This window comes from Pseudarthrobacter sp. AG30 (assembly GCF_003116525.1).
In the GTDB taxonomy this organism is placed as follows: domain Bacteria; phylum Actinomycetota; class Actinomycetes; order Actinomycetales; family Micrococcaceae; genus Arthrobacter.
On the sequence record NZ_QEHL01000023.1, the window covers coordinates 22,185 to 49,177 of the forward strand.

The 26,993-nt window shown below is 64.6% G+C and carries 24 protein-coding genes and 2 pseudogenes; 19 read left to right on the forward strand and 7 right to left on the reverse strand.

Annotation, left to right across the window (positions count from 1 at the left end):
• Window positions 1–69: 69 nt before the first annotated feature.
• Window positions 70–522, reverse strand: coding sequence for a hypothetical protein (locus tag DC347_RS18155; RefSeq protein WP_109863945.1), 453 nt, complete (start codon window positions 520–522; stop codon window positions 70–72).
• 195 nt (window positions 523–717) lie between these two features.
• Here DC347_RS18155 and DC347_RS21730 point away from each other — a divergent pair, with 195 nt between their 5' ends.
• From DC347_RS21730 to DC347_RS22195, 3 genes are all read left to right on the forward strand, one after another.
• On the forward strand, window positions 718–891 hold the full coding sequence (locus tag DC347_RS21730) for a hypothetical protein (protein ID WP_165838072.1): 174 nt from the start codon (window positions 718–720) through the stop codon (window positions 889–891).
• A gap of 303 nt (window positions 892–1,194) precedes the next feature.
• Window positions 1,195–1,899: a DedA family protein gene (locus DC347_RS18165; RefSeq protein WP_109863947.1), complete on the forward strand. Its 705-nt coding sequence runs from the start codon at window positions 1,195–1,197 to the stop codon at window positions 1,897–1,899.
• Between the two features lie 389 nt (window positions 1,900–2,288).
• Entirely contained in the window at window positions 2,289–2,504 is a 216-nt protein-coding gene (locus DC347_RS22195) for a DUF3817 domain-containing protein (protein ID WP_165838073.1), read from the forward strand.
• A gap of 37 nt (window positions 2,505–2,541) precedes the next feature.
• Here the strand turns inward: DC347_RS22195 and DC347_RS18170 are convergent, their stop codons facing one another.
• Window positions 2,542–3,855, reverse strand: coding sequence for a type II restriction endonuclease (locus DC347_RS18170; protein ID WP_240617851.1), 1,314 nt, complete (start codon window positions 3,853–3,855; stop codon window positions 2,542–2,544).
• A gap of 1,081 nt (window positions 3,856–4,936) precedes the next feature.
• Between DC347_RS18170 and DC347_RS18175 the strand changes: the two genes are divergently transcribed.
• The 10 genes from DC347_RS18175 to ccsB all read left to right on the forward strand — a co-directional run bounded on the left by DC347_RS18175 (window position 4,937) and on the right by ccsB (window position 14,089).
• Window positions 4,937–5,314 (forward strand): DUF305 domain-containing protein, encoded by a 378-nt coding sequence (locus DC347_RS18175; RefSeq protein WP_165838074.1) that lies wholly within the window; start codon window positions 4,937–4,939, stop codon window positions 5,312–5,314.
• Window positions 5,311–6,060, forward strand: coding sequence for a cytochrome c biogenesis CcdA family protein (locus DC347_RS18180; RefSeq protein WP_109863949.1), 750 nt, complete (start codon window positions 5,311–5,313; stop codon window positions 6,058–6,060). The genes DC347_RS18175 and DC347_RS18180 overlap by 4 nt, the downstream gene beginning before the upstream one ends.
• 43 nt (window positions 6,061–6,103) lie before the next feature.
• Window positions 6,104–7,660, forward strand: coding sequence for a multicopper oxidase family protein (locus tag DC347_RS18185; RefSeq protein ID WP_109863950.1), 1,557 nt, complete (start codon window positions 6,104–6,106; stop codon window positions 7,658–7,660).
• 8 nt (window positions 7,661–7,668) lie between these two features.
• The gene (lgt, locus tag DC347_RS18190) at window positions 7,669–8,577 is read left to right on the forward strand and encodes a prolipoprotein diacylglyceryl transferase (protein ID WP_109863951.1); all 909 of its coding nucleotides are present in this window, start codon (window positions 7,669–7,671) and stop codon (window positions 8,575–8,577) included.
• Window positions 8,574–9,209 carry a DUF3105 domain-containing protein gene (locus DC347_RS18195; protein ID WP_109863952.1) on the forward strand — a complete coding sequence of 212 codons (636 nt, stop codon included), beginning with the start codon at window positions 8,574–8,576 and terminating at the stop codon, window positions 9,207–9,209. The genes lgt and DC347_RS18195 overlap by 4 nt, the downstream gene beginning before the upstream one ends.
• A gap of 48 nt (window positions 9,210–9,257) precedes the next feature.
• Complete coding sequence (locus DC347_RS18200; RefSeq protein ID WP_109863953.1) at window positions 9,258–9,512, forward strand: hypothetical protein; 255 nt, start codon at window positions 9,258–9,260, stop codon at window positions 9,510–9,512.
• 2 nt (window positions 9,513–9,514) lie between these two features.
• The gene (locus tag DC347_RS18205; protein ID WP_109863954.1) at window positions 9,515–10,423 is read left to right on the forward strand and encodes a cytochrome c oxidase assembly protein; all 909 of its coding nucleotides are present in this window, start codon (window positions 9,515–9,517) and stop codon (window positions 10,421–10,423) included.
• A 203-nt stretch (window positions 10,424–10,626) separates the two neighbouring features.
• The gene (locus DC347_RS18210; RefSeq protein WP_109863955.1) at window positions 10,627–11,301 is read left to right on the forward strand and encodes a TlpA disulfide reductase family protein; all 675 of its coding nucleotides are present in this window, start codon (window positions 10,627–10,629) and stop codon (window positions 11,299–11,301) included.
• 68 nt (window positions 11,302–11,369) lie between these two features.
• The gene (locus tag DC347_RS18215; protein WP_165838075.1) at window positions 11,370–13,031 is read left to right on the forward strand and encodes a cytochrome c biogenesis protein ResB; all 1,662 of its coding nucleotides are present in this window, start codon (window positions 11,370–11,372) and stop codon (window positions 13,029–13,031) included.
• Entirely contained in the window at window positions 13,031–14,089 is a 1,059-nt protein-coding gene (gene ccsB, locus DC347_RS18220) for a c-type cytochrome biogenesis protein CcsB (RefSeq protein WP_109863956.1), read from the forward strand. The genes DC347_RS18215 and ccsB overlap by 1 nt, the downstream gene beginning before the upstream one ends.
• Before the next feature lie 226 nt (window positions 14,090–14,315).
• Here the strand turns inward: ccsB and DC347_RS18225 are convergent.
• Window positions 14,316–14,399, reverse strand: a pseudogene (locus DC347_RS18225) (four-helix bundle copper-binding protein); the annotation flags it as partial.
• A 240-nt stretch (window positions 14,400–14,639) separates the two neighbouring features.
• On the opposite strand from DC347_RS18225, the gene DC347_RS18230 reads away from it, so the two are divergent.
• Both DC347_RS18230 and DC347_RS18235 read left to right on the forward strand, forming a co-directional pair.
• Window positions 14,640–14,939 (forward strand): anti-sigma factor, encoded by a 300-nt coding sequence (locus DC347_RS18230; RefSeq protein ID WP_109863957.1) that lies wholly within the window; start codon window positions 14,640–14,642, stop codon window positions 14,937–14,939.
• 1,076 nt (window positions 14,940–16,015) lie between these two features.
• Window positions 16,016–18,721: an AMP-binding protein gene (locus tag DC347_RS18235; RefSeq protein WP_109863958.1), complete on the forward strand. Its 2,706-nt coding sequence runs from the start codon at window positions 16,016–16,018 to the stop codon at window positions 18,719–18,721.
• Between the two features lie 306 nt (window positions 18,722–19,027).
• On the opposite strand, the gene DC347_RS21740 is transcribed toward DC347_RS18235, so the two are convergent.
• Complete coding sequence (locus tag DC347_RS21740) at window positions 19,028–19,441, reverse strand: four-helix bundle copper-binding protein (RefSeq protein WP_165838076.1); 414 nt, start codon at window positions 19,439–19,441, stop codon at window positions 19,028–19,030.
• 473 nt (window positions 19,442–19,914) lie between these two features.
• On the opposite strand from DC347_RS21740, the gene DC347_RS18240 reads away from it, so the two are divergent.
• Complete coding sequence (locus tag DC347_RS18240) at window positions 19,915–20,433, forward strand: hypothetical protein (protein WP_133247107.1); 519 nt, start codon at window positions 19,915–19,917, stop codon at window positions 20,431–20,433.
• A gap of 438 nt (window positions 20,434–20,871) precedes the next feature.
• Here the strand turns inward: DC347_RS18240 and DC347_RS18245 are convergent, their stop codons facing one another.
• From DC347_RS18245 to DC347_RS21990, 3 genes are all read right to left on the reverse strand, one after another.
• Complete coding sequence (locus DC347_RS18245) at window positions 20,872–21,213, reverse strand: hypothetical protein (protein ID WP_347886651.1); 342 nt, start codon at window positions 21,211–21,213, stop codon at window positions 20,872–20,874.
• A gap of 550 nt (window positions 21,214–21,763) precedes the next feature.
• Window positions 21,764–23,131 carry a YibE/F family protein gene (locus tag DC347_RS18250; RefSeq protein ID WP_109863960.1) on the reverse strand — a complete coding sequence of 456 codons (1,368 nt, stop codon included), beginning with the start codon at window positions 23,129–23,131 and terminating at the stop codon, window positions 21,764–21,766.
• A 232-nt stretch (window positions 23,132–23,363) separates the two neighbouring features.
• Window positions 23,364–23,705, reverse strand: a complete 342-nt coding sequence (locus DC347_RS21990; RefSeq protein WP_240617853.1) for a hypothetical protein — start codon at window positions 23,703–23,705, stop codon at window positions 23,364–23,366.
• Between the two features lie 57 nt (window positions 23,706–23,762).
• On the opposite strand from DC347_RS21990, the pseudogene DC347_RS21995 reads away from it, so the two are divergent.
• The 3 genes and pseudogenes from DC347_RS21995 to DC347_RS18265 form a co-directional block, all read left to right on the forward strand.
• A pseudogene (locus DC347_RS21995) lies at window positions 23,763–24,413 on the forward strand (penicillin-binding transpeptidase domain-containing protein); the annotation flags it as partial.
• Between the two features lie 359 nt (window positions 24,414–24,772).
• Window positions 24,773–25,903 carry a hypothetical protein gene (locus DC347_RS18260; protein WP_109863962.1) on the forward strand — a complete coding sequence of 377 codons (1,131 nt, stop codon included), beginning with the start codon at window positions 24,773–24,775 and terminating at the stop codon, window positions 25,901–25,903.
• A 151-nt stretch (window positions 25,904–26,054) separates the two neighbouring features.
• The coding region (locus tag DC347_RS18265; protein WP_133247108.1) for a prolipoprotein diacylglyceryl transferase family protein at window positions 26,055–26,993 on the forward strand (939 nt) is incomplete at its 3' end.

Sequence of the window (26,993 nt, forward strand, 5' to 3'; positions counted from 1 at the left end):
GTCGTCGGCCACCAAGTAGCGGCGGGGCGCAGCCCATGAGGTCCATGGACACGGGGCGGTCATGGTTGCTCAAGGATGGGCTTTGGGGCGCCGCCGAATGATCCTGACTACGACCGCCGATGCGACGCCAATTGCCATGACAACGAACATGACGTATCCGGATGTGAACAACCATCCGGCGAACTCAGAATGCGAGGACGCTGCATCCGCCTCCGTGCTGATCGACCAGCCATAAGCTGCAGTGATAGCCGTCCACAGCCCGCCCGCGACACAGACAACCCACGAGATCGGCGACATCCATGGTTTCTTGTCCCGATACGAAAGCGCCACGCCCAGCAGCGCTATGCCTGCGACGGCCAGGACCAGGCCACTGAAGTAAAAACGGCCTGCCACTATTCCAGCGAGAACGCCCAGGGATCCAATGATGAAAAGGCGCCGGGCACCGAGCGGCATCTGGGGCCCGCCTGCACCCGTGACCGGGACCGCTTCTGACATGCGGGGCATCTCTTCCTTATCACTCATCGGGTTTCTCTATTCCTTAGTATCGTGGTTTCGGGCGTGGCCACCGAACGACCGCCCCGATGCGCCTGACACCATCTTCTTGGTGAATCCAGCACTCAAACAGTACAGACTCGCCTGCCACCCTGGTGAATCCGGGCACCCCCGACAACGCGCTGAGCGGCAGCCGCGGCCGGGGTGTTGAGCAAGACCAGGAGCATGCGGACCATCGACGTCGAGTTGTTCGACAAGACCGGCACTCTGAGCAAGGGTGGACCCGAGCTCAAGGATGTCGCCGGGGCCGGCCCGATGGGGCTGCTGAAAGCCACACTGCCCTTCATCTACAAGCACTACGCCGTGACGCGGTACGGACGCAGGCGCCTTCAAACATAACGCCCTGTCGCGGTTGGTCAGCTACCGCAGAACCTGGCCCGGCCCCAAGGATTAGTGGGCCACGTGTGGGTCGCCGCGTTGATGAGAACTCTCTGATTCCGGGCTGCACGCTTTCCGGGCAGGATAACCCCAGCCAACATCGCCCAGAGCGTGGCAGGAGATGTGGGGCTCATTGGCGGATTTCACCGCGGCGTCAAACCCGGGCGCTTCGGATCGGACCGTGCCTGGGTCACAGCCGACGCCGGGCCATGAGACACTGAAGAGCGATTTCCATCGCCTCTATTTTGTCTGGGAGATGCCCGCATGGAGATTATTAGTCAAACCGTGCTCGATGCGGCCGGACAATGGTGGATCTACCCGCTTCTGCTCGTCTTCTTCTTTGTTGACGGCTTCGCGATGGTCGTCCCCAGCGAGACCCTCATCGTCGCGCTGGCGGCCTTCTCTCGGCAAAGCGGCGAACCCAGACTGTGGATTCTTGGCGTCACCGCCCTGCTCGGAGCCATCGCGGGGGACAATACGGCCTACCTGCTCGGCCGGAAAATCGGCCTGGAGCGGTGGGGGTGGATGCGTAAACCGAAGGTCCGGAAGGTGTTTGGCTGGGCACAATATGAGCTGGAGAAGCGCGGCGCCGTGCTGATCTTCACGGCGCGTTACATCCCGTGGGGGCGCGTGGCCGTGAATTATGTTGCGGGCACCACCGCCTTTCCGCGCCGCCGGTTCTTCTTCCTGGATGCTTTCGCGTGCATCACCTGGGTGGTGTATTCGGTCGGACTCGGCATGCTGGCCGGTTCCTTCCCCTGGCTGCACAGCAACCCTTTGCTCAGCGCCGGCATAGCCGTGGCGTTCGCAGTCGTTGTGGGCATCGTCATCGACCACCTCCTGCGCTGGTGGCACAAACGCCTCGGCCGCCATGACGCCAGGCCCGCTTCGGAACCGGCGGCAAGCGGTGAGCCGGCGGACGCGGTGCCCGCATCGTTGGACGCCCCGGCCGTCAAGCCCCGAAGCTAGAAACAGCCCAGCAGACGAATCCCGGCGGCCGAACGGACGGAAAATGGACGTTGCAGCGCCGTGACCCGGACAAGGTTCTGCCACCTCTTGCACTAGCTGGCCGGGCAAGGTCCACTATGAACAGGCACGATTTCAGGGCCGCCTTCGTGCCGTGCCGACCGCGGCCACAACTCCCCTAACGGGCACGAAGAGGCCGAGCCGGAGGCAGACCCTATGCATGGCCGATGATGCGTTTGTCCGGCATTCCTTCAGCGCCTGAGGCTCCTACGGCCTTCCAAAGGATTTCTGCGTGATCCCGGGTGCTGGCCGCGGCTGAAACTGTTCATGGCTGGTGCTCATTCCGGCAATGATGGTGAAGTATTTGACGGGACAGGCTGCGGAATTCAGGTTTGGGTCCGGTCCGCGGTGCGCTGTTCCTTGCCTACGTTCTTCTGGCCCTGTTCTGGTGGCGCACGAATAATTGGACAGGAAGCGCACTGGCGATGGTTCTTGTTGATTCGGTGCTGCCAATTTCTGGGTTGCCCGGCGGACGGATCCGGACGACCAGAAGGTCGCCGTACCGACCCCGTGAGTCTTGTCTCGGCTTCGGTCCCTCGGCAGGATAGTCCTCATCCTGCAGATGCGCCGTCGTGGCCGAGATGTTCAGCCCAGGTCGCGGGCAAGCTGCTCGACAGGATGCAGGCCACGCCCGAAACGGGCTATCGCGTGCCGGTTCGTCTCGAGCTCCCCATAGGGCAGGTATCGGACGTGCAGATCAGTGATCCGGCTGAAGGCCGGTCGCCGGAGCTGGGTCCGAACTTCCTCCTCACGGGCATCCGGAGCCACGAGATACAGTGCCTCTACTGCCCCGGTTTCACCCGAGAGAGCCAGATCAAGCATGCGGACGATTCCTGAGTATATCGATGTGCTGTGCTCAACTTCGAAGGCGGCGGTCACGCTTCCGCCCGGTTCCAGCCACAGGACGTCAATGAGCCTGATGGCGCTGGCGGCGGTGCCGTTCACCAGCCCTGCCGGCAGCTCCGTCAGGCAGCCGTCGGCCAGGCGGCCTCCCGCGTAGGCTCTGCCGCGATCGTTGCTGGCGATCCACACATCGAACCCGAGCGAGAGTCCGAGGTCACGCAGCCACCCCTGCACTTCGGTGTGAGTGAGGTCATCGCGCTCCGCGACGGCCTGCGCCTTGTCCAGCCTTGCTTCCTCACGGACCCGGGCAAGGTCGGCATGCCACGCTGCCCTCGCTGCGGCTGTCTCGGGACCCGGCAGCGGTGGGGCAGGGAAACGGCCGCTCCCGATGTCGAAGAGCAAGCCGGCGATCGCGCCGAGGTCGTTCGAGAGCAAATCCCGGAATGCAGTGTTGATGGACATCACGCCCTCGCGCATGCTCAGGTATTCGTCCCAGCTTCCGAGCTTCACCTTGCTTCCGGTCAACGCGTTATAGCCCTTGACGATCGCGGTGTTGAACGGCGGCATCAGCGTGGGGTGCAGGAAATACAGCAGATTAGCGGCGGCCGGGCCCAGCCCCTTGACTTTCCGCCGGGTGAACGACCTCACTGCCGCCAGCAATTGCGCCTCCGTATTGCAGCACCGGCACGTCTCCAACATCCGGCCGAACGCCAATTGGTTCTCGCGGTCCTCATAGATGTCGGGGATCCGCAGCTTGGGTTTCCAAAGAAACGCGTGATCTGCACCCTTGAAGATCTGCCGTTGCTCGGCGACCCCATGCACCACCGTCTCAAGTGAAGAACCCCGGAAAGCGGTACCGAACGTGCCGGCCTCGATCTCCGCACTCACCAGCTCAATCCCACGGCGAAGGGAGCGGAAATTCTTGACGCGCTCAGGCCAGAGGAACCATGTCCTGTAGGTGCCGGCAGGATCCTCCCGCCAGCGTAAAACCAGCTCCCGAAGGGCGGACTCGTCAAAGGGAGACAGGGAGGGCACAGGGAAGGGATCCGGGGTCACATTCAAAGTATGGGTGAATGGCCCCGCCCTTGCTTGGAATGACGCGCAGGTCCTGAGCGGTCGAGGCAGAGCGTATGACCTGTTGAGTCGAATGTCGGACCTGCGGCAGTTCGCGACGCATCCAGGGCACGACGCATCGCTGCGGTTTTTCACCCGCCAGTCCCCCGTGGCATGCCTGTTTTCCGTGCCCGATTAGGGCGTCCGCTGAAAGCGCAGCTGCGGGGCCGGATGAAACCAGCCGCGGCCGGGTATTCGCGGACCAGGGTGAACGGCCTGCGTGTCTGACGCGACACGGTATCCTTAAACGAAATCACGCCTGTCCGGAAGGGAGGAACGCCATGTCCGCACCTGCAGCGAGCCGGTCCCTGACCCCGGCGTCCTTGCACCGTGCGGGTCTGATGGTGTTGCTGCTGGCACTCATCGCCGGAATCTTCGGAATGCACCTTTTAACCGGCACCCCTAGCGTGTCCGGAGCCGTCACAGAACCCGGACCAGCAGCACTACAGACGCTCCCGGGACAGGCATCTACACAGACTGGCCGGGCAGTTTCCCGGGCCGCGGAGCCAGCGCCCCCGGCATCGTGCAGCAGCCCCCTTGAGCCCAGCCCATGCTTCGACTTCAAGAGCTGCGCCACGATGGCCGGGATGGATGCAGTCTGCGTCCCTTCACATGACGCCGCGTCTTTGGCAGTTCCTCCGCCCGGTCTCTCTTTGGCGGTGCTATACGGCCCGGTCGCGATCGTTCCCGCGGCCGAAAGCCTTTACGTCGCCGGAAGTCCTTCTCCAGGCGACCTTTCCATCAGCAGGACGTAAAGGGCCCGGCGGCGTCGGCATTTGCCCGGCGCAGCATTTGAGCTCCAAGCCCGAAACATGTATCCCGCCTGGCGGATCTTCCCCCGCCCCTTACCGGGGCGCGTTGACAACCCCGCATGAGGCGGTCTGCTGAATTTTGAAGGACAAACCTTTCCATGGATAAGAAGTACCTATATCCTCCTCCGGCTGCCGCGATCCCCGCGGCTAGTGCCCCGGCCCTACAGCCAGCCCCGGCGGGAGCACCGGACCATCGTGCACACTGTCAGGCCGTGGAGATGAAAGACACGGTGGTCAAAAAACAGGGCAATCCGGACGCCGTCACCGCCCTGGCTACCAAAAACACGGCGCAGGCACCCGAGATCGACAAAATGACCGTGTGGCGGCAGAACCGGAACGAGCCGGCAACGAGGTCCCCGGCCTACAGCATGACCGGCATGGGGACGGAGGACATGCAAAAGCTCGACACCGCGCAGGGTGCTGACCCGTCCAAGCCCGCCCTTATCATCGCCTCCCATAAGGGGGCGGTGATGATGGTCGGGACGGAAGAATTCCGACGCCAGCCCCCGGCTCCCGGCCCGAACGTCCCCCGGTCAGCTGTGACCACGGGCGTACTCGTTGCGGCTCGCCGATGCCTCCTGATGCCATGAACATCGGCGGGTTTTTCGCGTCCACGGTCACCTCCGGTGCCTTGGTCATTGCCATACCGCTGGCCATGGTTGCCGGCCTGGTGTCTTTCCTGTCGCCTTGCATCCTGCCGCTGGTTCCCGGCTATCTCGGGTACGTGTCAGGACTGACCGACCCCACCCAGCCGCGCAACCGCCGCCGGGTCCTGGCCGGGGTCGGACTCTTCGTGCTGGGGTTCGCTGCCGTATTCACCCTCTACGGGGCCGCGTTCGGGGCCATCGGGGCCTGGCTCCTGCAGTGGCAGGACACTTTGATGCGCGTCCTTGGCGCCGTGGTGCTCCTGATGGGACTGGCGCTGCTCGGGTTCGTGCCCTGGCTGCAGCAGACCCGGAAAATATCATTTAGCCGCAGGACCGGGCTGGCCGGTGCCCCGTTGCTCGGCATTGTGTTCGGTCTCGGCTGGACACCGTGCATGGGCCCGACACTGAGTGCCGTGCTGTCGTTGAGTGTCACCACCGGAAGCGCCAGCCGCGGGGCCCTGCTCGCGTTCGCCTACTGCCTGGGCCTGGGCATTCCCTTCACCCTGACGGCCATGGGACTGGGCTGGGTCAGTTCAGCCCTGGCCTTCGTGCGCCGGCACGTCCGGATCGTCAACATCGCCGGCGCCGCCATGCTCATGATCCTCGGTGTGCTCATGGTCACCGGTGTTTGGGTGCAGTGGATCTACCAGCTGCAAAACCTCTCCGGGACTTTCCTTACCCCCATCTGACAACCGCGCGGAACGATACCTCCCGCCGCACCAAGGACTATTCATGAACATTAATCTGAACCGCCGCTTCTTTTTGGGCCTGTCGGTGGCCGGCGCGGCGGCTGCCGCCCTGGCAGCCTGCTCGAATACGCCGGTCTCAAATGCCGTCCGGGTACTGCCAACCGACCCCGCCATCGCGGACCTCGAAGCAGACCGGCCCTTCACCGGGGCGACCGTGAGCCAGGACCTGAACGCCGGCACCATTACAGCAATAGTGGCCGGGAAATCGGTTACGACCTGGGGCTATAACGGGAATCTTGTCGCCCCCACGATCCGGGCGAAGGCCGGCGACCGGCTCACGGTAAACCTGGAGAACGGACTGGACGAGGAGACGGCCATCCATTGGCATGGGCTGGCACTGAGGAACGACCAGGACGGCGTCCAGCATGTCACGCAGGATCCGATCGCCGCCGGAGCCGGATTTGCCTATGACTTCCGGCTCCCGCACCCGGGCACGTACTGGTACCACTCCCATATGGACATGCAGCGCGAACGCGCACTGTATGGGGCGATGATTATCGAGGACCCGGCGGAACCACTGAAATACGACAAGGACTGGGTCATAGTCCTCGATGACTGGATGGACGGCATCACGGGGACCCCGGACGAGGTCCTGGCCGAACTCTCCCAGGGAATGTCCATGGGCGGCATGGACCACAGCTCCATGGGGTCAGGTTCCGGCGGCTCCTTCCCGGGGCCAACGGAATCAGCAGTTCCGCAGATGAAGCACATGCTGATGGGCTCGCGCAGCGATTTCCTTGGCGGGGATGCCGGGGACGTGGGCTACCCGTTCCACCTGTTCAACGGAAAAACCCCGGAGCAGGCCGAGATCCAGGCCGCCAGGGCCGGGGACGTGATCCGGTTGAGGATCATCAACGCCGCCGGGGACACTGCCTACCGTGTCGGAATCCCTGGGCAGAAACTCGCCCTCACCCACACGGACGGATTCCCGGTCAAACACCAGGAGGTCGACGCCGTGGTGCTGGGCATGGGCGAACGCGTCGACGCGCTGCTGACGGTCCGGGAAGGGTACACCCCGGTGCTGGCGCTGCCCGAAGGAAAAATCGGGCAGGCCCTTGGGTTCATCAGCACGGGCACGGGAAAGCAGCCGTTGCCGGCGGTGCTGCCGAACGAACTGGACGGAACCACGGTCGACGGCGGGCAGCTCAAGGCCGACCCCTCGGTCACCCTCAAAGCCAGGACCGCGGACCGCACCCACGAGCTCAAACTCACCGGCGGAATGGAGAAATACGACTGGGGCATCAACGGCGTCCGCTTCGACATGGCCAAACCGTTCGAGAACGCCTTCGAGCTCAAGGCCGGTGAACGCGTGGAAGTGAAGTTCATCAACGACACCGACATGTGGCACCCCATGCACCTCCACGGCCACACCTTCCAGGTCGGTGACGGCGGTGCCCGCAAAGACACCGTCATCGTAAGGCCCAAACAGACCGTCAGCGTGATTTTTGACGCGGACAACCCGGGCCAGTGGCTCGCCCACTGCCACAACGCCTACCACGCAGAAAAGGGCATGATGGCCCTCTTCTCCTACATCAAGTGACAGGTATCATGCGACCCTTAGCAACCACGGACTTCTTCATACCGTCCCCGACCATCAGCGCCTTCGAGCTGGGGCCGCTAACCATCCGCTTCTACGCACTCGCCATCCTGGCCGGCATCGTGATCGGCACCTGGCTCACGGCCCGCCGGCTCCGTATCCGCGGCGGCACGACATCCCAGACCCTGGACATCGTGGTCTGGGCCGTGCCGTTCGGCATTCTCGGGGGCAGGCTCTACCACGTCATCACCGACAACCAGCTGTATTTCGGCCCCGGCAGGGACCCTTGGGGCGCGTTCCGGATCTGGGAAGGCGGACTGGGCATCTGGGGCGCCGTGGCCTTGGGCCTGGTCGGGGCAGCCATCGGCGCCCGTCGCGCAGGAGTCCCCTTCACGGCGTTCGTGGACGCGGCAGCGCCCGGGTTGCTGATCGCCCAAGGCCTGGGCAGGTGGGGCAACTGGTTCAACAACGAACTCTACGGCGGACCCACCGACCTGCCATGGAAACTCCAGATCTATGACATGGACCAGGCCACCGGGCAGGCCGTCCTCTCAGCCGACGGCACACCGGAAGTCCTCGGATATTTTCAGCCCACGTTCCTTTATGAGTCGCTGTGGTGCCTGGCCGCAGCGTCACTGCTGATGTTCCTGGACCGGAAGTATTCCCTCGGTGCCGGGTCCGTGTTCGCGCTCTACATCGTCTTTTACACCACGGGACGTTTCGCCTTCGAACTGATGCGTTCGGACCCCGCCAACCTCATCCTGGGCCTGCGCGTGAACACCTGGGTCTCCGGACTGCTCTTCCTGGCCGGGCTGGCCCTCTTTCAGATCCTCAGATCCGGTCCCCGGTCCTTCGTGCCCGGCACGCGGCCGGAGGAACCCCAGCCCTCTTCTCACACCAGTAAAGGAGACCCTGCATGAGTAATGCCAGCAAGCGACGCGCTGAGAACCAGGCCATCCTGGCCGAGCTCCGGGCCAAACAGAAGGCCAAGCAGCGCAAATGGAACATCCTCGTCTACGGCAGCTTCGGCCTGGTCCTGGCTGCCATCATTACCGCCGTCGCGATCGTCGTTACCGGAGCCGTCCAGGAACGAAACGCCGCCACCGAGGCAGCGAAGAAGCCCATCGAGGGAGTCCAAACCTTCACGGACCTGTCCCGCAACCACGTTCAGGACGCCGTCTCCTACCCCCAGGAGCCCGGGGTCGGCGGAGACCATGCAGGGGTCTGGACGAACTGCGGCAGCTATACCGAGCCGGTCAATGACCAACGCGCGGTCCATTCCCTGGAACACGGCGCCGTGTGGCTGACCTACAAACCGGACCTCCCACCGGAAGCGGTCAGCCGGCTCACGGAACTGGCCAAGGGCAACCGCTACGTGCTGCTCAGCCCGGACAAAGACCAGACCACGCCCGTCACAGCCACCGCATGGGGAACCCAGCTCACCCTGGACGACGCCGCAGACACCCGCATCCCCGCCTTCATCAGCGCCTACGCCCAGTCGCCGAACTCTCCGGAACCCGGTGCTGCCTGCACCGGCGGCAGCAACGGCTGAGCACGGTCACATCGTCTAGCACGGTCACATCATCGAAAGGGAGAACCCATGAAAGACAACAAGGCAGTCGCAGACCATGAGGCCGCGCATCGTCGTCACCGGCGGCTCGTGCGCCTCGGCCAGGTGCTCATGGCCGCGGGTGCCGGGGTCGCCATCTGGCACTGGATTCTGCACCTGGCACCGTCCGGCGAGCAACCCAGCCTGACCCTGGATCTCTACGCCGGGTATCCGACCGGAGCGGCCCTGTTCATGATCGGCGCTATCCTTGCCGGCCGGACAGAGACTAAGAAGAAGAAGAGCTGATCATGCCGCCCTGGGACGTGGTCGTGTCCTCGTGGACGCTAAACTGGCCGGCCCTGGCCATCACGGTAGCGGCCGGTGCTCTGTATGCGCTGGGCCTGCGGACTGCCAGGCGCCGAAACGTGCGGTGGCCGTGGTGGAGGACCATGATCTTCTTCGGTCCGGGTCTTGGCAGTTTCGCAGTGCTGAGTTTCGGGTTCACCGGCGCTTACAGCCATGATTTGCGCTGGGCCTTCACGTTGAAGATCACCTCATACCTGTTCCTCGTCCCGCTGCTCGTCGCCGCCGGCAAGCCCTTGACCCTGGCCCGGGAAGTGCTGGGGGACACCGGCCAAGAGCGGTTGCAGGCTTTTCTGGGGCATCGGGTGATCAGGGTGTTAAGCAACACCGTCGTGGCGGCGTTGCTGGGCTTGGCCCTGTTCACTCTCTTCCTGACCCCGGCGTTCTACCCAATGCGGACGGACCCCGTGTGGGACTCGGCATTGACCGTCCTCGTCCCGCTGGCGGGCATGCTGATGGTGGTACCGATCATCGAAGAAGGATCAACAAAGGACGCCACGTCCCTGATCATTGTTGAGTTCATCTTCGTGTTCATCGAACTCGTCGCAGATGCCCTGCCGGGAGTGTTGCTGCGGATCAGCCCCCAGGTTCTGGACGGGGCAACCCAGGTCGTGGCCGGCCACCCGGCCTGGCTGCCGAACCCGTTGCGGGACCAGCAGCTTGCCGGGGACCTGCTGTGGTTCCTGGCCGAAGCCGTGGACGTGCCCTTGATCATCCTGATGTTCGTCCGCTTCGCCCGCAGCGACCGGCGCGAAGCGCGGACCTTCGACGAGCTCACGGATGAGGAACTGGAGGCCCTGAACCGCGAACACCTTAATGGTCCCCGCCTGCGGGAGGGCACCAATGAGCGCTGAACTGCCCGCCCGATCGGGTACGGCACCAGCCCGTGCTGGGGGCGCCTCCCGCATGAACGAGGCCGGATTGACGGTCCGGCCGTTCACCATGACCTCAAAGTGCAGATCGAAACCGGTCCAGTGGCCTGGCGTTCCCGCCCCGGCGACGTGTGCACCGGGCCTTAGCCAAGACCAACCGGAAGTTACAATTTCTAAGGATTGCCATGTTTGATCCCCCAGCCACAACACCATCACCCACGGGTGCGGGTGCGCAGCAGCATCCGGCCCTCCTCTCGCGTCGACGACTCATCTCATCGACCCTTCTGACCGGGGTTGGGGCTCTTTTGCTTTCCGGGTGCGGCAGCAGCGGCGATGCTCTGTCGCAGCAGGCCAAAGCGGGTGATAACAAGAACTACATCGCCGGCGACGGGTCCGTTACCGAATATGCTCCGGCGGACCGCAAGCAGCCGATCGTCCTGAAAGGCGCCCTCTTTGACGGTACTGCGGTCGATTCCCGCGGCTGGGCCGGCAAAGTGACCGTGCTGAATTTCTGGTACGCGGCGTGCGCCCCTTGCCGCCTTGAAACACCCCGGCTCCAAGCCCTCTCCGAACAGTTCAAGTCCAAGGGAGTCCAGTTCTACGGCGTGAACGTCCGCGATGAAGAACCTGCTGCCACCGCCTTCGAGCGGACCTTCGGCGTCACCTACCCCACTCTGCAGGACAAGGATGGCGGCATCCTGCTGGCCATGACGCAGTACGTCCCACCGCAGGCCGTCCCCACCACGCTCGTGATCGATAAACAGGGCAGGGTCGCTTCCCGGATCCTGGGCCTGGCCGACCAGGGCATCCTGAAATCCCTCATCGAGGGCGCCGTCAACGAGGCCGTGGACGCGGACTAACGCACCTTAGGGAATTCTCCCCCCACTGGTCCGCACCCTACCCGCCCGTCAAGACAAGAAGACAACCCATGACTACAACTACCCCACCGAATACCGAACCACCTCAGGAACAAACCGCAACCGTGACCTTGCCGGCCCTTGGCGCCAAGGGCATGCTCCGCTGGGCCTGGACACAACTGACCAGCATGCGCACGGCCCTGTTCCTGCTGCTCCTGCTGGCCGTGGCGGCGGTGCCCGGCTCGCTGTTCCCGCAGCGGCCGGTGAACGCAGCCGCGGTCACCCGTTACCTGAAAGACAACCCCGGTGTCGGGCCGATGGTCGATGCCCTCCAGCTTTTCGATGTCTACACCTCGGTCTGGTTCTCCGCCATCTACCTGCTGCTCTTCATTTCCCTGATCGGCTGCGTACTGCCCCGGGCCAGGGCGCACTACAAGGCCCTGCGCTCCAGCCCGCCACGCACGCCACGACGGCTGTCCCGGCTGCCCGAGTACGGAACCATGGTCCTCCCCGCGGACGCGGGAACCTCCGCGGCGGCCGCCATCAGCGATGCCGCGGCAGTGTTGAAGAAGCGGGGATACCGGGTCGAGGTCCGCGACGCCGACGGCGACCGGCCTTCCCTGGGCGCCGAGCGCGGTTTCCTGAAGGAGGCCGGCAACCTGCTCTTTCACACCTCGCTGATCGGCGTGCTGGTCTGCGTGGCGATCGGGGGCATGTTCGGATACCGCGGACAAAAGATCATCGTTGAAGGCGACAGCTTCATCAACACCCTTGTCAGCTACGACGCCTTCACGCCCGGGACAAACTTCAACCCCGCATGGCTGGAGCCCTTCGGCGTCACACTGGATAAGTTCGAGGTCCGCTTCGACAGGGAATCAACAAAACAGTTCGGCCAGCCGATCGACTTCACCGCCGCCCTGACCACCAGGGACGGAGCAGACGCGCCGCCGCGCCAGCAGATCCTGAAGGTCAACGATCCGCTCTACTTCGGTGAAACCGGGATGTTCCTTGTCGGCAACGGCTACGCCCCCGTCGTGACCGTCAAGGACGGGACCGGTAAGACCGCCTTCAGCGGCCCCGTGGTGTCTGTCCCGAGCGACGGCGTCTATACCTCCTCCGTCGTGATCAAGGTCCCCGACGCCGCACCGTCGCAGCTGGGCTTCGTCGGGTTCTTCCTGCCCTCGGCGATCAAGAACGACCAGGGCGTCTCCTACAGCTTTGACCCCGACCCGTTGAACCCACAGCTGAGCCTGAACTCCTACTACGGGGACCTTGGACTGGACACCGGCCTCCCGCAGAACGTCTACGTCCTGGATGTGAAGAACCTGACGCAGCTCAACGGCCGGGACCTGCCGGCGGGCGGCATCACCCTCGGCGCGGGCGCCACCTACACTCTTCCCGACGGGAAAGGCAGCATCAGTTTTGACGGGCTCAAACGCTACATCGGGGTCGACGTCCGCTCCACGCCCGGCCAGACAGGGGTACTGGTGTTTTCGCTGTTGGCCGTAGCCGGACTGGTCACCTCGCTCTACGTGAACCGCCGCCGCGTGTGGGTCAGGACGGGAACCCACGAAGACGGCCGCACCATGGTCGAATACGGGCTGCTGGCCCGCGGCGAGGACCACCGCCTGGCCGGCGAGGCCGCCGCGATCCGAGAAATCCTCACCCGCCAGTGGCAGCTTGCCTCCGATACCTCCGGCACCCTCTCTTCAACCACCAGGAAGGACCAGTAATGCTCCGCATCAACGAAACCATGGGCCAGTACAGCGAACTGTTCATGCTGCTCGCCGCCGGCACCTACACCGTGGCGTTCATCGCCTTCGCCTGGGACCTCGCCAACAGCTCCAAGACGCTGCAGGCCGTGGACCGGAAAGCGGCTTCTTCGGCCGCTGCCGAAGTCAGGATTCCGGTGGCTGCCGGCCGTGGGGGCGGGAACGACGCCGACGGGCCGGAAGGACGGGCGGAGCGCCCGACGTCGGGCCTCACCGTCGAGGACGGCACCGCCGACGGAAACATGCGCTACGCCGGGGAACGCCGTGTGCCCGCCCGGGTCGCCGTCGCCCTGACCGTCCTGGGCGCCGCGATCCACGCCGCCGGCGTGCTGACCCGGGCCCTGGGTGCCGGGCGTGTGCCGTGGGGCAACATGTACGAATTCCTCACAACCGGCGCGTTCCTGGTGGCGGCCGTGTTCCTGCTGGCCCTCATCCGCCGCGACCTGCGCTTCCTGGGCACCTTCGTGCTCGGCCTGGCCATCATCATGCTGGTTGCTGCCTCCGTGGCCTACTGGACTCCGGTGGGGCACCTGGTCCCCGCGCTCCAGAGCTACTGGCTGATCATCCACGTCTCCATCGCCGTGCTCTCCTCGGCCCTGTTCACCCTCACCTTTGCCATGTCGGCGCTTCAGCTGGTCCAGTCGCACCGGCAGAAGACGCTCGCCGCCGGCGGCCCTGACAAACTGGGATTCATGCGCCTGGTGCCGTCAGCCCTGAGTCTGGAAAACCTCTCCTACCGGATCAACGCCATAGCCTTCATCGGCTGGACTTTCACGCTGATGTTCGGCGCCATCTGGGCGGAGAAGGCCTGGGGCCGTTTCTGGGGCTGGGATACCAAGGAAGTGTGGACGTTCGTGATCTGGGTGGTCTACGCCGGCTACCTGCACGCCCGGGCCACCCGCGGCTGGACCGGGACCCGCGCGGCCTGGCTGTCGATCGTGGGCTACTTGTGCGTGGTCTTCAATTTCACCATCGTCAACCAGTTCTTCAACGGCCTTCACTCCTATTCAGGGCTGTAGAAGTCAAAAGCAGGATGCTCAGGCATGAGGCGAAGTGTTCTTCTTCCGGACTGCCGCCACGGGACAGAGTAGCGCGCAGGCAGGTGACGCCCGAGCCGGAATAGACGTTTCGGGCTCTCCAAAGGAGGTGGCTTCGAACCCGGCGCTCTGTTGCGTGGCCCACGGCACCCCGGCAGGGGCGTCCGTGAGGGCCGGGCTACGCCTGCATTCCGGCCTGCCACGGGCTCTAACCGGGCGAGGCCAGCAGTTCCGCGCACGCCTGCTCGCAGCGGCGGCACGCTTCGGCGCAGATGCGGCAATGCTCGTGCATGCGGCGCAGGCAGCGCAGGTCTGCGCACATTTGAAGCAGGGTGTCGGTGCATTTCGGCCAGCTTGTGCCGGTGCCATCGCCGAGATCCTGGTTTAAGAAACGGGCTCCAAACCACCCATGCAAAACGCCGGTTATGTGAACCAAGAACCGTGGCGCTGACGTCTATAGATAAACAGGTGAGCCGCCTGTCCCGCAGGAAACCTGCCCGATTCCGTTCCGCTTGGGGAGGCCGCCGAACAAATGAATAACGAGAATGACAACTATGGCCAATGGGCCGCCGCTTATGTTCTTGGCTCCCTGGCTCCATCGGAGCGGATTGCATATGAGTTGCATTTGGCCCAGTGCACGCGCTGCACTTTGGAGGTAGCCGAGATGGCCGGGGTGCCTGATCTGCTGGCTCTCCTCACGCTGGAAGAAGTAGAGATGTTCACCGAGTTCGGTGCAGTCCACGCTCCCGGAAAACCGAAGGTCGTCCTGACGGCCAAGAGTACGGGCTGGTACGCGGCCCTATGGGATCTCTGGCGCTGGCACCTCCGATGAGGGCATAAGTTGCCGCCTTAACTGGAGAGGCCAGGCCGGGGCTGCGTGTTCTTAACCGGATTCAGTGGCCGCGATTTCAACCCGGCTATTGGTTTGCCTCATGGGCGTTCCCCTGATGTGGCTGTTGTGTCAGGACTTGCCGGGCCCGATCTCTTGCTGGCCCTGAAACACCTGCGAGGCGGTCTCGGCCAGCCGTACGGTAGAGGTCGTGGGCCCATTCAAATTCGGTTGCTGCATCCCGATATCGGGCTTCATCAAAGAGGCGCCGGCCGATCTGGTGGCGAACTAGTGCTTCCAGGGCCGCACTCCTGGCTAGGCGAAGGGCGTCCTCTTGCAGCCGGGCTGCTTCATGCCATTGGTACTGGCGCTGATAGGCCTGGGCGAGTAGGAGCAAGGGCCGGAGCCTCTCACTGGAGGTGACCAGCAGCGCGAGACCCTCAGCGAGGGCGGCGTCCTCGTGCCCCAGGAGGGATAGGACCCAGACCCGTTTCAGAGCTGCGCGGTCCTCGCAGCCGTTGCTTCGGAGCCTGCCGGTCCCCGACGACGTCGCGAAGCGTCGCGCGATCCGTGATCCAGATTTCTTCGCCCTTGCTCACGCGGTTTTCCGCCGGCAACCAGCTACGCGTGTAACGCTGTACAGCATCGGGCCGCCGGTTTCGTTCGGCCACAGCCTGGAAATGTTGGAGAACACGCTTAACGGTGAACAGCACGGGCGGCAATCCCGAACAGTCCCTTCGGCGCCGCGCTGTAACGTGACTGACTGTGTTCCCAGCGAGACTCCTCATAGCTGGCGACCGTTCCCTGGCAAAGCGGCGGACCCAACCTGTGGATTCTTGGCGTCACCGTCCTGGTGTCGTATCTCTCCAGCGCATCGACCGCGCAGCAGTGGACCGCTCCGTGAGGATCGCCCCGCCGTCCCGGCCAGGGGGATGTTCTTCGCTGAACGATCGTTCACAGACCGTGGTGCCTCGAGCGAACCGGAAGTGCGGCCCCGATGGAACTACATGATACGTCACACAAGCGTTTCCTAATTATTCCAGTTGAAGTTAGGCAAGCCTTCCCTCTATGGTGGCGCAGTGACTCTCCCCCTTGAAATCACGGGGGTTACCTTTGCCGCGGGGCTTGCCCGCCATGGTGACCGACCCGCCATCCTCACAGGTTCCCGGGCCGTCAGCTACAGTGAACTGGCCGGACGGGTGCAGGATTTCGCGCACCGTCTGGGCACCTTCCGGCGGCTGGTCGTGCTCGCCGCCGACAACAGCATCGACACCCTGGTGGCCTACCTGGCCGCGCTCTCCAGCGGTCATCCGTTGCTCCTGGCCCCGGCGGACAACCCGGCCGCCCTCTCCTCGCTCGTGGCCGCCTACGATCCCGATGTCGTCATCCGTCCTGCGGCCGGCGCGAACGGGACCGGTGCGCTGCAGCTGGAGGAGATCCGGGCCGCGACCATCCACGAGCTGCACCCGGACCTGGCCTTGCTGATAAGCACGTCCGGCTCCACGGGATCACCCAAGCTGGTGCGGCTCTCGCACAGCAACCTTCAGTCCAACGCCGAGTCCATTGCCGAGTACCTGGGCATCACCCCCGATGACCGGGCCCTGACCACGCTGCCCATGTACTACTGCTACGGGCTCTCCGTCATCAACAGCCATCTGCTTCGCGGTGCGGCGTTGGTGCTGACCGGCCTGTCTGTGGTGGATGAGTGCTTCTGGCAGCTGTTCCAGAACCGCGGCGCCACGTCCTTTGCGGCCGTGCCCTACACCTTCGAATTGCTCGACCGTGCGGGCTTCGCTAGCCGGGACCTGCCCACCCTGCGCTACATCACGCAAGCGGGCGGACGCTTGGCGCCGGAGGCCGTTACCCGCTACGCACGGCTGGGCCGCAGCAAGGGCTGGGACCTGTTCATCATGTACGGGCAGACCGAGGCCACGGCCCGGATGGCCTACCTGCCACCGCACCTAGCCGAGGAGAACCCCGGAACCATCGGCATCCCGGTTCCCGGAGGAGAGTTTCGGATCGACCCTGCCCCCGGCCCGGATGACCCTGGAGGCCCGATTGACCCCCTACCAGGGCCCGGCGAGCTTGTCTACAGCGGACCCAACGTGATGCTCGGCTACGCCCAGGAGCCCGCGGACCTTGCCCTGGGCCGGACCGTCCAGGAGCTCCGCACAGGTGACCTCGCCCGGCAGCACTCCAACGGATTGTTCGAGGTGGTGGGCAGGCGCAGCCGCTTCGTTAAAATCGTGGGCCTGCGGATCGACCTCGGCCAGGTGGAAAAGGTCCTCGCCGGCCAGGGCATCAGTGCAGCCTGCACCGGGACGGACTCCCAGCTCGTGGCTGCCGTCGAAGGAACCCACGACGGGCGGATGCTCGCCAAAATGCTCGCGCAGGAGCTGGGCCTGCCGCGCCCTGCTATCACAGTTCACGCCGTCGCCGAACTGCCCCGCCTGGCGACCGGCAAGACCGACTACCCCGCCGTCCTTACCCTCGCTGCTGCGTCTCCCGGAAGCACGAAGTTGCCTGCAGCCCTCATTCCGGGATCAAGTACAGGTGTGGGCGGCACCGGGGCAGCTGGCACCGCCGTCGCGGACGGGAACGGAACTACCGACGACGGCAGGGACCCTGCCGCGGGCGGCCCGCCCGGGGACGTGAAGCGGATTTTCGCCGACGCCCTGGAGCGTGAGGACATCGGCGACGACGATACGTTCGTCTCGCTGGGCGGCGACTCGCTGTCCTACGTGGCGGCGTCGCTCCGGCTGGAGCGGGCTTTGGGCCATCTGCCGGCCAACTGGCACGTGACGCCCATCAAAGACCTTACGCCGCGCCGGCCAAGCCAGCCCAAACGCAGGCTCAGGCGGATCATCGCGCCGCTCGAGACCAGCATCGTGCTGCGGGCGGTCGCGATCCTGACCATCATCAGCACCCACATCGACCTGATCCGCTGGCCCGGCACGGCCCACGTCCTGGTGGCGGTGGCGGGATACAACTTCGCGCGCTTCCAACTGGGCGGCGAGCGGCTTCCCCGGTTCCGGCGCCAACTCCGCAGCCTGGCCAGGGTGGTGCTGCCCACAGTGGCGTTCATCGGCGCGGTGATGCTGCTGTCCGGCGACAAGTTCCACTACACCACCGCCAACCTTTTCCTGCTAAACACGATGATTGGGCCCGCGGGATGGACTGACGCCTGGCACTTCTGGTTCATCGAGGTGCTGGTGTACGTCCTGGTGGGCACTATCGCCCTGCTCTCCATCCCCTGGGCGCACCGCGCGGAGAAACGCTTCCCGCTGGCGTTTCCCCTGGCACTCGTGGGCCTCGGGCTGCTGTTCCGCTACAACCTGGTGCCGCTCGACATCCTGCACACGCGCCCCGTGCTGTGGCTCTTCGCCCTGGGCTGGGCGATTGCCCGGGCCCGGACGTGGCCGCAGCGCCTGGCGCTTTCCATCCTGGCGGCGCTGACCCTGCCAGGCTACTTCGAGGACCCCTGGCGCGAAGCAACCATCCTGACGGGCATCCTAATGGTCACGTGGATTCCGGCCATCCCGTTGCCCCGGGTTCTTCACCGTGCTGTGGGAGTGGTCGCCAGCGCCTCGCTGTACATATACGTCACGCACTGGGTGGTGTTCCCGGACTTCAAGGAGGGCCAGCCGGAACTTGCCCTGGTTCTATCCGTGGCCGCAGGCATCGCCTACTGGGCCATCGCGGTGCGGATCCTGGGTGCCGCAGAGCGCGGCCAGTCACGGCTGTGGAGGCGCTGGAAGGCCCGACGGCAAGCACTTCCGGCGTAGAAGCCCACAGTACCCGCACGCCGCGGAGTACAACGGCAGCCCACCGTCCCCCAGAGTTGCAGCACCGACCTGCCCGATCCCGCTATAGCCCCGGCACCATCGACGACGACCCGGGTCTGGCCCCACAAGCGGTACGGGAGGCGGCGTTGGAGCACCGCCAAACCCCACGGGCACCACGGAGTCAGCAACTGCCCGGAGGACAATGCGAGGGCCAGGACCCTGCGGAACTGCTAAGGCCGGGGGACGGACGCCGGATCCGGATGGCAAGGGCGCCTGTCCCTGCAGTCCGGACCCGTTCCGCATGCTTCAGCCGAGCGAGGCCAGGAGCTCCGCGCACGCCTGCTCGCCGCGGTGGCACGCTTCGGCGCATACCCGGCAATGCTCGTGCATGCCGGCGTGCCGTTCGCACTCGTCCGCGCACGCTCTGCAAACGGTCTGACAGGCTTCCAGGACGGCCCTGGTGATGTTCGCGTCATAGCCGGTATGGCGGAAGAGGATGTTCCCGGTCGTGAGGCAGATGTCGGCGCAGTCAAGGTTGGTCCGGATACATTTGGCCAGTTCCGCGACCATGTCTTCGCTGAGACAGGCGTCCGCGCAGGCCGTGCAGGTCTGGGCGCATTCGAGGCAGGTGTCGATGCATTCGGCCAGCTTGTGCTGGTCGATGTTGCCGAGGTCCTTCGGGTATGTATCGAGCATGGTGTGTACGCTTGCGTGGGTCACTTTTGCCGCCTTTCGATTAGTTCGACTTCGAGTTCTCCGCAGCCCCGGCCTTTGGGGGCAAGTGCTGCGTCGGTCCGCCACAAGGGCGACGTGCTGCAGGCCAAGGTACCCGGGTCCGCGGAACCGGCAACGAGTGGCGGGCAAAGGGGGATGCCGCCACCGCCCGGAGGCCGCCAGGCGGAACCGGGGACTCAGCCCATACACCGGATCCCGGCTCTTCCGGGTCGAACACCTCCGGGCCAGCATAGCCAAGGCCTTCAGCGACCGCTAGGCTCCCGGAGCACCCCGTGAACTGAACACGCCGGAGGAAAGCGGGACCTGCACGCCAGGCGCTGTTCGACATCGACGTCATCCAGGGGCTGCGGACCGCTCGTCCACGTCATCGCCGGACTTCTCCTGTTTCTCCCGTGAGCGGCGCAGCCGTGGAGCGGGTAAAGTGGGGGGACGTTTTTGTGGAAGGTGGACCTGAGCAGATGCCGACTCATCCCGGGCCGTTGATGAGCAGGTTCCTGGCGTGGACCCGCTCATTTCGCCGGGCAGGAGGGCGCCCTGTCGCTCTCGCCGGAATCATCGTCCTCTGCCTGCCCGCCTTGATCCTCGGCGCGCTGCTGACCGGCATGCTGCTGGCCGGGCCTCGTCCGGCCTCCACCGGCCCCAATCCCGGAATCACCGAACCCGCCACCGGCTCCCCTGTGCCATCTGCGGAAGTAGACCGGGTCCACGACGCCCTGCACGAACTTGCCTCCCAGTGCCAGGCCGGAATCGACGAGACGACCCGGCAAAAGCTGGACCAGGACGTCGAGATGATGGTCGAGTTCTCCCGCCGCTACCCGGACGCGCGTTTCCCCATCGACGACGAAACCGGAGGACCCGTGGGACTGCTGCTGGTGGCCAGGAACGCCCTGGAGCGGTGCGCCCCGGAGTCCGCAGCCAAAGCCGATTCCGCCCTTCCCCCCGAATTCCGACGACCCGCGGCCTCCCCTCCCAGCTAGGGATGACCGGAGCGGATTCCTGCGCCGAAGCCTGGAAGGCCTTCCCCGAGCGCCAGCACGCTCGACGACGTTTCCACTACCCATAGACAGCGAAGGACAACATCGGCCCATCCTGAGTTGCGTTATTTTGATCGATCGACGATACCCCACCCGGCGATCCTCGTCGGGTGGGGTATCAAGGAAGGCAGTGGGTTCAGTTGTTCGAGTTGTCTGACATTCGTGGGCGTTTAGGTCAGGGTTCAGGCAAGCTGCTCGATGGGGTGCAGCCTTCGGCCGAAACGGGCTATCGCTTCCCGGGTTCCTTAAGGCCGCTGTAGGCAGATAGTGGACGTGCAGGTCAGCTACCCGGCTGAATGCCAGCCGCTGGAGCTGGCCGCGGAGTGCGCAGCCTGCCACGTTACTGGCAACCTTCGGCAACCAATCTCATGGTCATGTCTTCTAGCGGAGCCTGTCCGGATCGTTGCGTCCCTCGTGGTTGGCTGCATGACCCAGCCATTCGAGGGGACCACGGGTCTTCAGGAGCGCAAAGACCATTCCTATCAGCACGACCAGCGTGGCCTGGGTGTAGTACATTCCTTCCTCGGTCCATCCCGGCGGCAGCGGCTGGGGATGAAACGACGCCACCACGGCCACGTGCACCGTGTAAAGGGTCAGCGTCATCGCCCCGGCGCCGCGAAGCGGCAGCAGCAGATCCGCGCCCAGCCGGTCCCCGAGCCTCCCTATCAGGAGGCACAGCCCGATGACCGCCACGGCCACCCCGCTGGTATGCAGCAGATCCAACGTGTCCTCCGGAAACTGAAAGTCGCTGATGCAGTGGGCGTGTATGACGCAGGGCCTCATACATTTCCTCTTTGCTCATCAGGCTCGACGTCGGCTGTAATCTCCAGTCGAACACATCGTCCTGCGGTGACCAACCCGCGCATGTCTCTGCGTGCCGCGGCCTGTTGCCAACGACAGGCTGGACACTGCCAGGCCCGGCCCACAAGGGGTGAGCACCAGGACAACCCGGCCCTTGTCCCTCACCAAATGAAGCGGTCCCAGCCACTTGGGCGCGAACGCTTCCCCACGCACTATTGACAATCACGCGTACATACCAGGTGCTCCCAACCAGGCTACGAATTCACCTGAATTACCTGCATCCCGGTCCGCCAGCAGCCGGCCCGGCCAAGACGGACAGGGATACGACACAAAATGCGGAAGCTAGGCAGCAGCCACATCCCCGGCTGTTGCTGCGTTCAGCAGACTAGTCTCGCAGCGCCGCGGTCTGGGCCGTCAGGGAAGCCTATCCGCACCGTCGCGACATCTGTTCTCAATGGAAGTGCCCTTGCGTCTATCTCGCATCCGGTTTGGACTTCAACGGTGCATTTGTCGGCAGCTGGTCCCTGCCCCTGGAAAGGATTGTGTCGACACCTGTAATTCGGGAAGCGTTCGCACCTGCGGAACGGGCCCAAGGGAAGGATCGCCGGGGCCCTGTTGCTTTGACAACCAGGACGGCGATGAAGCTCGTGACAGGGATGGCGAGCACCAGCCCCACGGAGCCGACCAGGGTTCTGACCACCTCCTCCGACATCTCGGTGCTGGTCAGCGCCTCGCCCAGGGGGCGGCTGTAGAGCATCACTATGATCATGATGGGAAGGGCGGCGCCTGCGTAGGCGAACGCAATCGTATAGACGGTGGAGGCAATGTGATCGCGTCCGATCCGCATTGCGGAGCTGAAGAGCTTGCGGGCGGAGGTTTCCGGAGCCAGTTCGTAGAGTTCCCATACCGCGGACGATTGGGTGATGGTGACGTCGTTGAGCACGCCAAGCCCGGAAATGATCAGTCCGCACAGAACGATGCCGGAGATCGAGATGTCGCCCGATATGTTGGCCAAGGTGGCGGCCTCGAAGCTTCCGCGACCTGACAGATTCGCCGCGTCCGTTGTCCAGGCCGCCAGCAGCGCGGTGACGCCCAGCCCGAACATGGTGCCCAGAAGTGCGGTGGATGTTCGCGCGGAGAACCCGTGCGCGAAATACAGCATGCCGATCATGATCACGGTCGACCCTACGACTGCGATCAGCAGCGGGGGTTTGCCTTCCACCAGGCCGGGGAGCATGAACCCGGCCAGCACGGCGAATGCGCCCACCAGTCCAACCAGAGCCCGGAGCCCGCGCCAGCGAGCCACGGCGACGACCACGACGGAATACAGGACGGCCAGCAGAAAAATCGGCACGGTACGGACGAAGTCGACAAAAATGAACCGGGGTGTGGCCTGCTGCCCGGCGCCGGCACCTACGGATGCCGTCAAATCCACGTAGCTGATGTTGTCTCCGGCCTTTACCCCATGGGACTTCGCGACGTCAGGGTTAATAATCACCTTGACCGGGCTGCCACCTTTATCCGGCTCGGTAAACGCAAAGACACATTCGGATGCACCCTGTCCGCCGGCATCCGGGTCTGCTTCCTGGGTACAGCTTTCCTGAACCACGCGCTGGATCTTGCCGGTCTCAAAGGTAGCGCCGGGCGCACCGGCGTACGGGTTGGCAAGGGTGAGGCCTTCTCTGCCCCCGGAGGGCCACATCAGGATCATGGCGGCCAACGTCAGCAGAGCCAGTGGTACCAGGACGGCGAAAAGCAGCCGGTTTGCCCGACGCCTCAGGGCCACCGCCTCCGATGACGGATCCGTCTCGGTAAGAGAGTGGGTGTGTCCGTGGCCCATCAGTAGTTCAACCTCACGCAGTGAACTCTACGGCTCAAGGGATCCCTTCCCGCACTGACGGCTGTCGGGGCTGTGTTGTGCCCAGCCCCGTTAAGCAAGCGTGTCGCACGTCCTGCCCACTGTCATTCGCCCTGGTGAGGCTGCGGCTGAGCGGCGGAGCCTTGTCCTTTCCCGGGTTCCTCTGTCAGCTCCAGGCCCGGACTGGCTCCCCGGCTCCGGACTGTCCGCAGGATCATGGCTGCGAGCAGCCGGCCGCCATGGTGATGAGTGCCCCGAGGCCGATGTAGAACAAGGCCGGCGCGATGGCTGGTGCGGCCGCAGAGGCGTCAGCGGCCGCGGTAATGACCCACCAGTACCCCGCCGTTGCTGCTGTCCAGATCGCACCGGCGCTGCTGACGAGCCAGGACAATGGGGAGAACCATCTGGGGCCGGCACTGTAGGAGAGCGCCACGGCCAGGGTCCCGGTTCCTGCCGAAGCCAGGACAAGGCCGCCAAAGATGAACCGGCCTGCCAGAATCCCCACGAGCATGCAGGCTGCGCCGATCAGGACAAGCCGTCGGGCCGGAAGCGGCATCCTCGTGCTGCCAGCTGGCACCACTCCAGGAGGCGTGGTGAGGGAAACTTCGTCACCTGCGGTAAAGTCCTGGGCGCATACAGCAAGGCCCAAAAAGCCGCCGGACTGGACGCAACCGACGACCTCCAGAACGCTGAAGACGGGTACTACCGCTCGATGCCGGTCAACTACGGCCTCTACAACTCGATCAATACGGCCACGTTCGCCTCCGCGGCGCAGCTGGACTTCTGCGGAATTCAGAAGGTGGTTGACGCCGTGGGAATCCGCAACGGTCTGGATGGCACCCCCGTCAACATGCACCAGCTCGGGAATCTGCTCGGTGCCATTGGCGTGTCCCCGCTGAATATGGCCAGCGCGTTTGCAACCTTCGCAAACAACGGTCAGTACTGCGCCCCGAGGGCGCTGCAGGCGGTGTCCGCGGCCGACGGCAGCCAGCTTCCGGTGCCGGAAGCCTCCTGCAGGGAAGCCGTTAAACCTGACGTTGCCAGGGGCATGAACTACGTACTCCAGGACGTGCTCAAACGCGGCTCAGGAGTCTATATCAACCCGAAGATCCCATCCCAGATACCCGTGGCGGCGAAGACCGGGACATCGAACAACAACGGCGCGACCTGGGTGGTCGGCTACACCACAGGTCTGGCCACCGCTTCGTTCTTCGGGGACGCACTGGAAGGCCAGCAACGGGCAGGCCAGAACGTCACCAATGGACGACCAGGACAGCGGCATCCTGCTGGCCATAACCCAGTACGTTCCCCTCAATCAAGCCCCTCAGCGACGGTGCCGGGCCGACGCGGAACCAAGGGCAGGGGCTGCAATAAGCGGCGTGAAGGCCGCGGAGCCTCGGATGTGGCGGCTGGCTTCCGAAGGCCATGACAACGGAGGATGCGGGCAGCCGCGGAGCAGACCCGCTGCACCCTTGACAAATACCCCCCGGGGGTATATTTTTGATTTATTGAACGCCACATTTCGTGACGCGAGAGCCCAAATGCCCAGACTCCACAAACGACCGGGGTCGGGGCGGGAACGACCGCATGCGAAGCGCATGGATCCATCTCACGGAGGTCGGTATGGTTTCTAACCCCCGAATTGAGCCTCTGCAGCCGGGGAAACGCTCCGGAGCAGATCCGCACAAGAACACGCCCGCCAGCACCGCTGCCGAAGACCTGATCGCGGCGGCTCTCGGCATCGCCGTTGTCACGGCCGTCTATCTGGATGGACGCGCTCACGTTCTCGGTCTTCCGGACTCCTTTTTCACCCCGTGGCATGCACTTCTGTACGGGGGGCTGCTGCTGCTCATCGTGTGGCTGGCTGTCATCAGCAGACGCACCGCAACACGGTACAGGCTTGATCGCCCCGCCCGCCTCCCCGCCGGCTATGGACTGGCCGCTGTCGGTGCCGCACTGTTCGCGGTGAGCGGCGTTTTGGACATGGTCTGGCATCAGATCTTCGGGGTGGAATTCGGACTCGACGCGCTGCTGAGTCCGACGCATCTTTTGCTGTTCATGGGTGGTGCCCTCCTGCTGTCAGGTCCGGTCCGGGCGTTCCGTCTTCGGGCCCTCCCCTTGTCGATGAGCGGGCGCTTGGCGCCGACGCTGGGTGTGTTGGGGATCGCCGGCATCGCGGCGTTCGCTCTGAGCTTTCTCTCCGGATTCATCACGGATTCAGCGACCGTCGCCGTCGGGCACGCACCTGAGGGTACTGATGCGCACAACATTGCGGAAGGTTTAGCGTCGGCGGGTCTGGCAAGTTACGTGCTGACCTCGCTGATCCTCGTCGTTCCCCTGGCGTATTTGATTCGTTTCCGGCTCGCGAGGCCGGGGACGGCACTGATCGTGGTGACCTCGGTAGCCCTGCTGGCTGCCGTCCTTGGGGATTTTCGCAACATGGGCACGGTGATCGCAGCCCTGGCGGCCGGAGCGCTCCTCGATGTCGTTCTTTTTGCATTGCGGCGGCTCAGCGTCCCGCTTCGCCCACAGGAGCTTGTGCTGGCTTCGTTGCTGCCCCTGCTGGTTTGGCCGGGCCAGCTCCTGGCAACAAACATGGCACGGAGCGTCCTGTGGTCCCTGGAGATGCTGACAGGAGTTGTGATTGTCGCCGCCCTGGCCTCATTTGCCACGGTTTTCGTGCTCGGTCCCGCTTCCCGTGCCGTCAATGAGCCCGGTAGCACAGAACAGGAAATCTCCAGCCCTGCCGAATGAGCCTTGCATTCCAAATCGACCCCACCGCGGCACGACGTCCCCAGGAGGGACGGAAAGCCCTGTGGACGCCGGACAACTGTCCAATCGTTCCGACCGTATCTCACCGCTTTTCTGATCCCCTGCGGTCGCATCACAGAAGGACATATTCACGATGACTAAGAAACGGCGGAGGCCGGCCCCGAAAAGACCCGGGCACTCCCCGGCCAGGCATACCCCGGCACGTCCCGGCCCGCGCCGCCCATCTGCCGCAGCGCAGCCAGCCCCGACCGCGCACTCACTCACCAAAGAAACAGGCCGCAGTACCAAGCTCTTCGACCCGCTTGAGCCGCAGGGGCTGGTCGCCACGTATTGGCTCGACACCGCCGCATGGGAGGGGCCGAATGATCTCTCTGTCCGGTTTTTCGGTAACCGGGCCGATGGAGGCGTCGGGGCGCCGCCGGAACGATTCGAAGTGTATGAAGATGTCGACTCGATCAAGCCGGGAACCGGGCGGATCGCCGTCACCTCCCGCATATCCGGAATCACCGGCGGGGTATGGAATGTCACCGCGACGCCGGTCCCCCGTAACGACAGTGACCCTCGGCGTCGCGCCGCAGCTCTTAGTGGATGCCTGCCGCAGCGAGCCTCGGTTCATACCAGGTTTCACGCCCTCGCCCAGGGGCCCGGCGTCCACGCCTGGTCCTGGCCTGTACTACTGGGTCTGGGCGCGGTCCTGGCTATTCTCGTTCAGGCCCTGTTCCTGACCAGGCAGGGCATTGACCCGGCAGTTCCTGTGTGGCTCACCGTACTGGCCAACGCGGTTGGCGGGGTGTGTGCCCGGCTCTGGTCGCTTGCCCTGAACCGCCAGCCGCTGAGCGGGTTCTTCAAAACCGGTGCGTGCATCCAGGGGTTCCTGGCCGGTGCGCTGGCCACCATCATCGTCGGGTCGCTGGTCGTTGGATTGCCGACGGGCCGGATCCTGGACGCGACGGCGGTCGGACTCTTCTTCGGCATGACCCTGGGTCGGACCGGATGTTTCTTTAGCGGGTGCTGTTACGGGCGCCCCACCGCCTCGCGATGGGGGCTATGGGGGACTGCCCCGGCTTTTGTT

Coding starts and splice junctions, on each gene's coding strand:
- DC347_RS18155 (WP_109863945.1), bottom strand. CDS start 522: ATGAGTGATAAGGAAGAGATGCCCCGCATGTCAGAAGCGGTCCCGGTC.
- DC347_RS21730 (WP_165838072.1), top strand. CDS start 718: ATGCGGACCATCGACGTCGAGTTGTTCGACAAGACCGGCACTCTGAGC.
- DC347_RS18165 (WP_109863947.1), top strand. CDS start 1,195: ATGGAGATTATTAGTCAAACCGTGCTCGATGCGGCCGGACAATGGTGG.
- DC347_RS18180 (WP_109863949.1), top strand. CDS start 5,311: ATGAACATCGGCGGGTTTTTCGCGTCCACGGTCACCTCCGGTGCCTTG.
- DC347_RS18185 (WP_109863950.1), top strand. CDS start 6,104: ATGAACATTAATCTGAACCGCCGCTTCTTTTTGGGCCTGTCGGTGGCC.
- lgt (WP_109863951.1), top strand. CDS start 7,669: ATGCGACCCTTAGCAACCACGGACTTCTTCATACCGTCCCCGACCATC.
- DC347_RS18195 (WP_109863952.1), top strand. CDS start 8,574: ATGAGTAATGCCAGCAAGCGACGCGCTGAGAACCAGGCCATCCTGGCC.
- DC347_RS18200 (WP_109863953.1), top strand. CDS start 9,258: ATGAAAGACAACAAGGCAGTCGCAGACCATGAGGCCGCGCATCGTCGT.
- DC347_RS18205 (WP_109863954.1), top strand. CDS start 9,515: ATGCCGCCCTGGGACGTGGTCGTGTCCTCGTGGACGCTAAACTGGCCG.
- DC347_RS18210 (WP_109863955.1), top strand. CDS start 10,627: ATGTTTGATCCCCCAGCCACAACACCATCACCCACGGGTGCGGGTGCG.
- DC347_RS18215 (WP_165838075.1), top strand. CDS start 11,370: ATGACTACAACTACCCCACCGAATACCGAACCACCTCAGGAACAAACC.
- ccsB (WP_109863956.1), top strand. CDS start 13,031: ATGCTCCGCATCAACGAAACCATGGGCCAGTACAGCGAACTGTTCATG.
- DC347_RS18230 (WP_109863957.1), top strand. CDS start 14,640: ATGAATAACGAGAATGACAACTATGGCCAATGGGCCGCCGCTTATGTT.
- DC347_RS18240 (WP_133247107.1), top strand. CDS start 19,915: ATGCCGACTCATCCCGGGCCGTTGATGAGCAGGTTCCTGGCGTGGACC.
- DC347_RS18250 (WP_109863960.1), bottom strand. CDS start 23,131: ATGGGCCACGGACACACCCACTCTCTTACCGAGACGGATCCGTCATCG.
- DC347_RS21990 (WP_240617853.1), bottom strand. CDS start 23,705: ATGCCGCTTCCGGCCCGACGGCTTGTCCTGATCGGCGCAGCCTGCATG.
- DC347_RS18260 (WP_109863962.1), top strand. CDS start 24,773: ATGGTTTCTAACCCCCGAATTGAGCCTCTGCAGCCGGGGAAACGCTCC.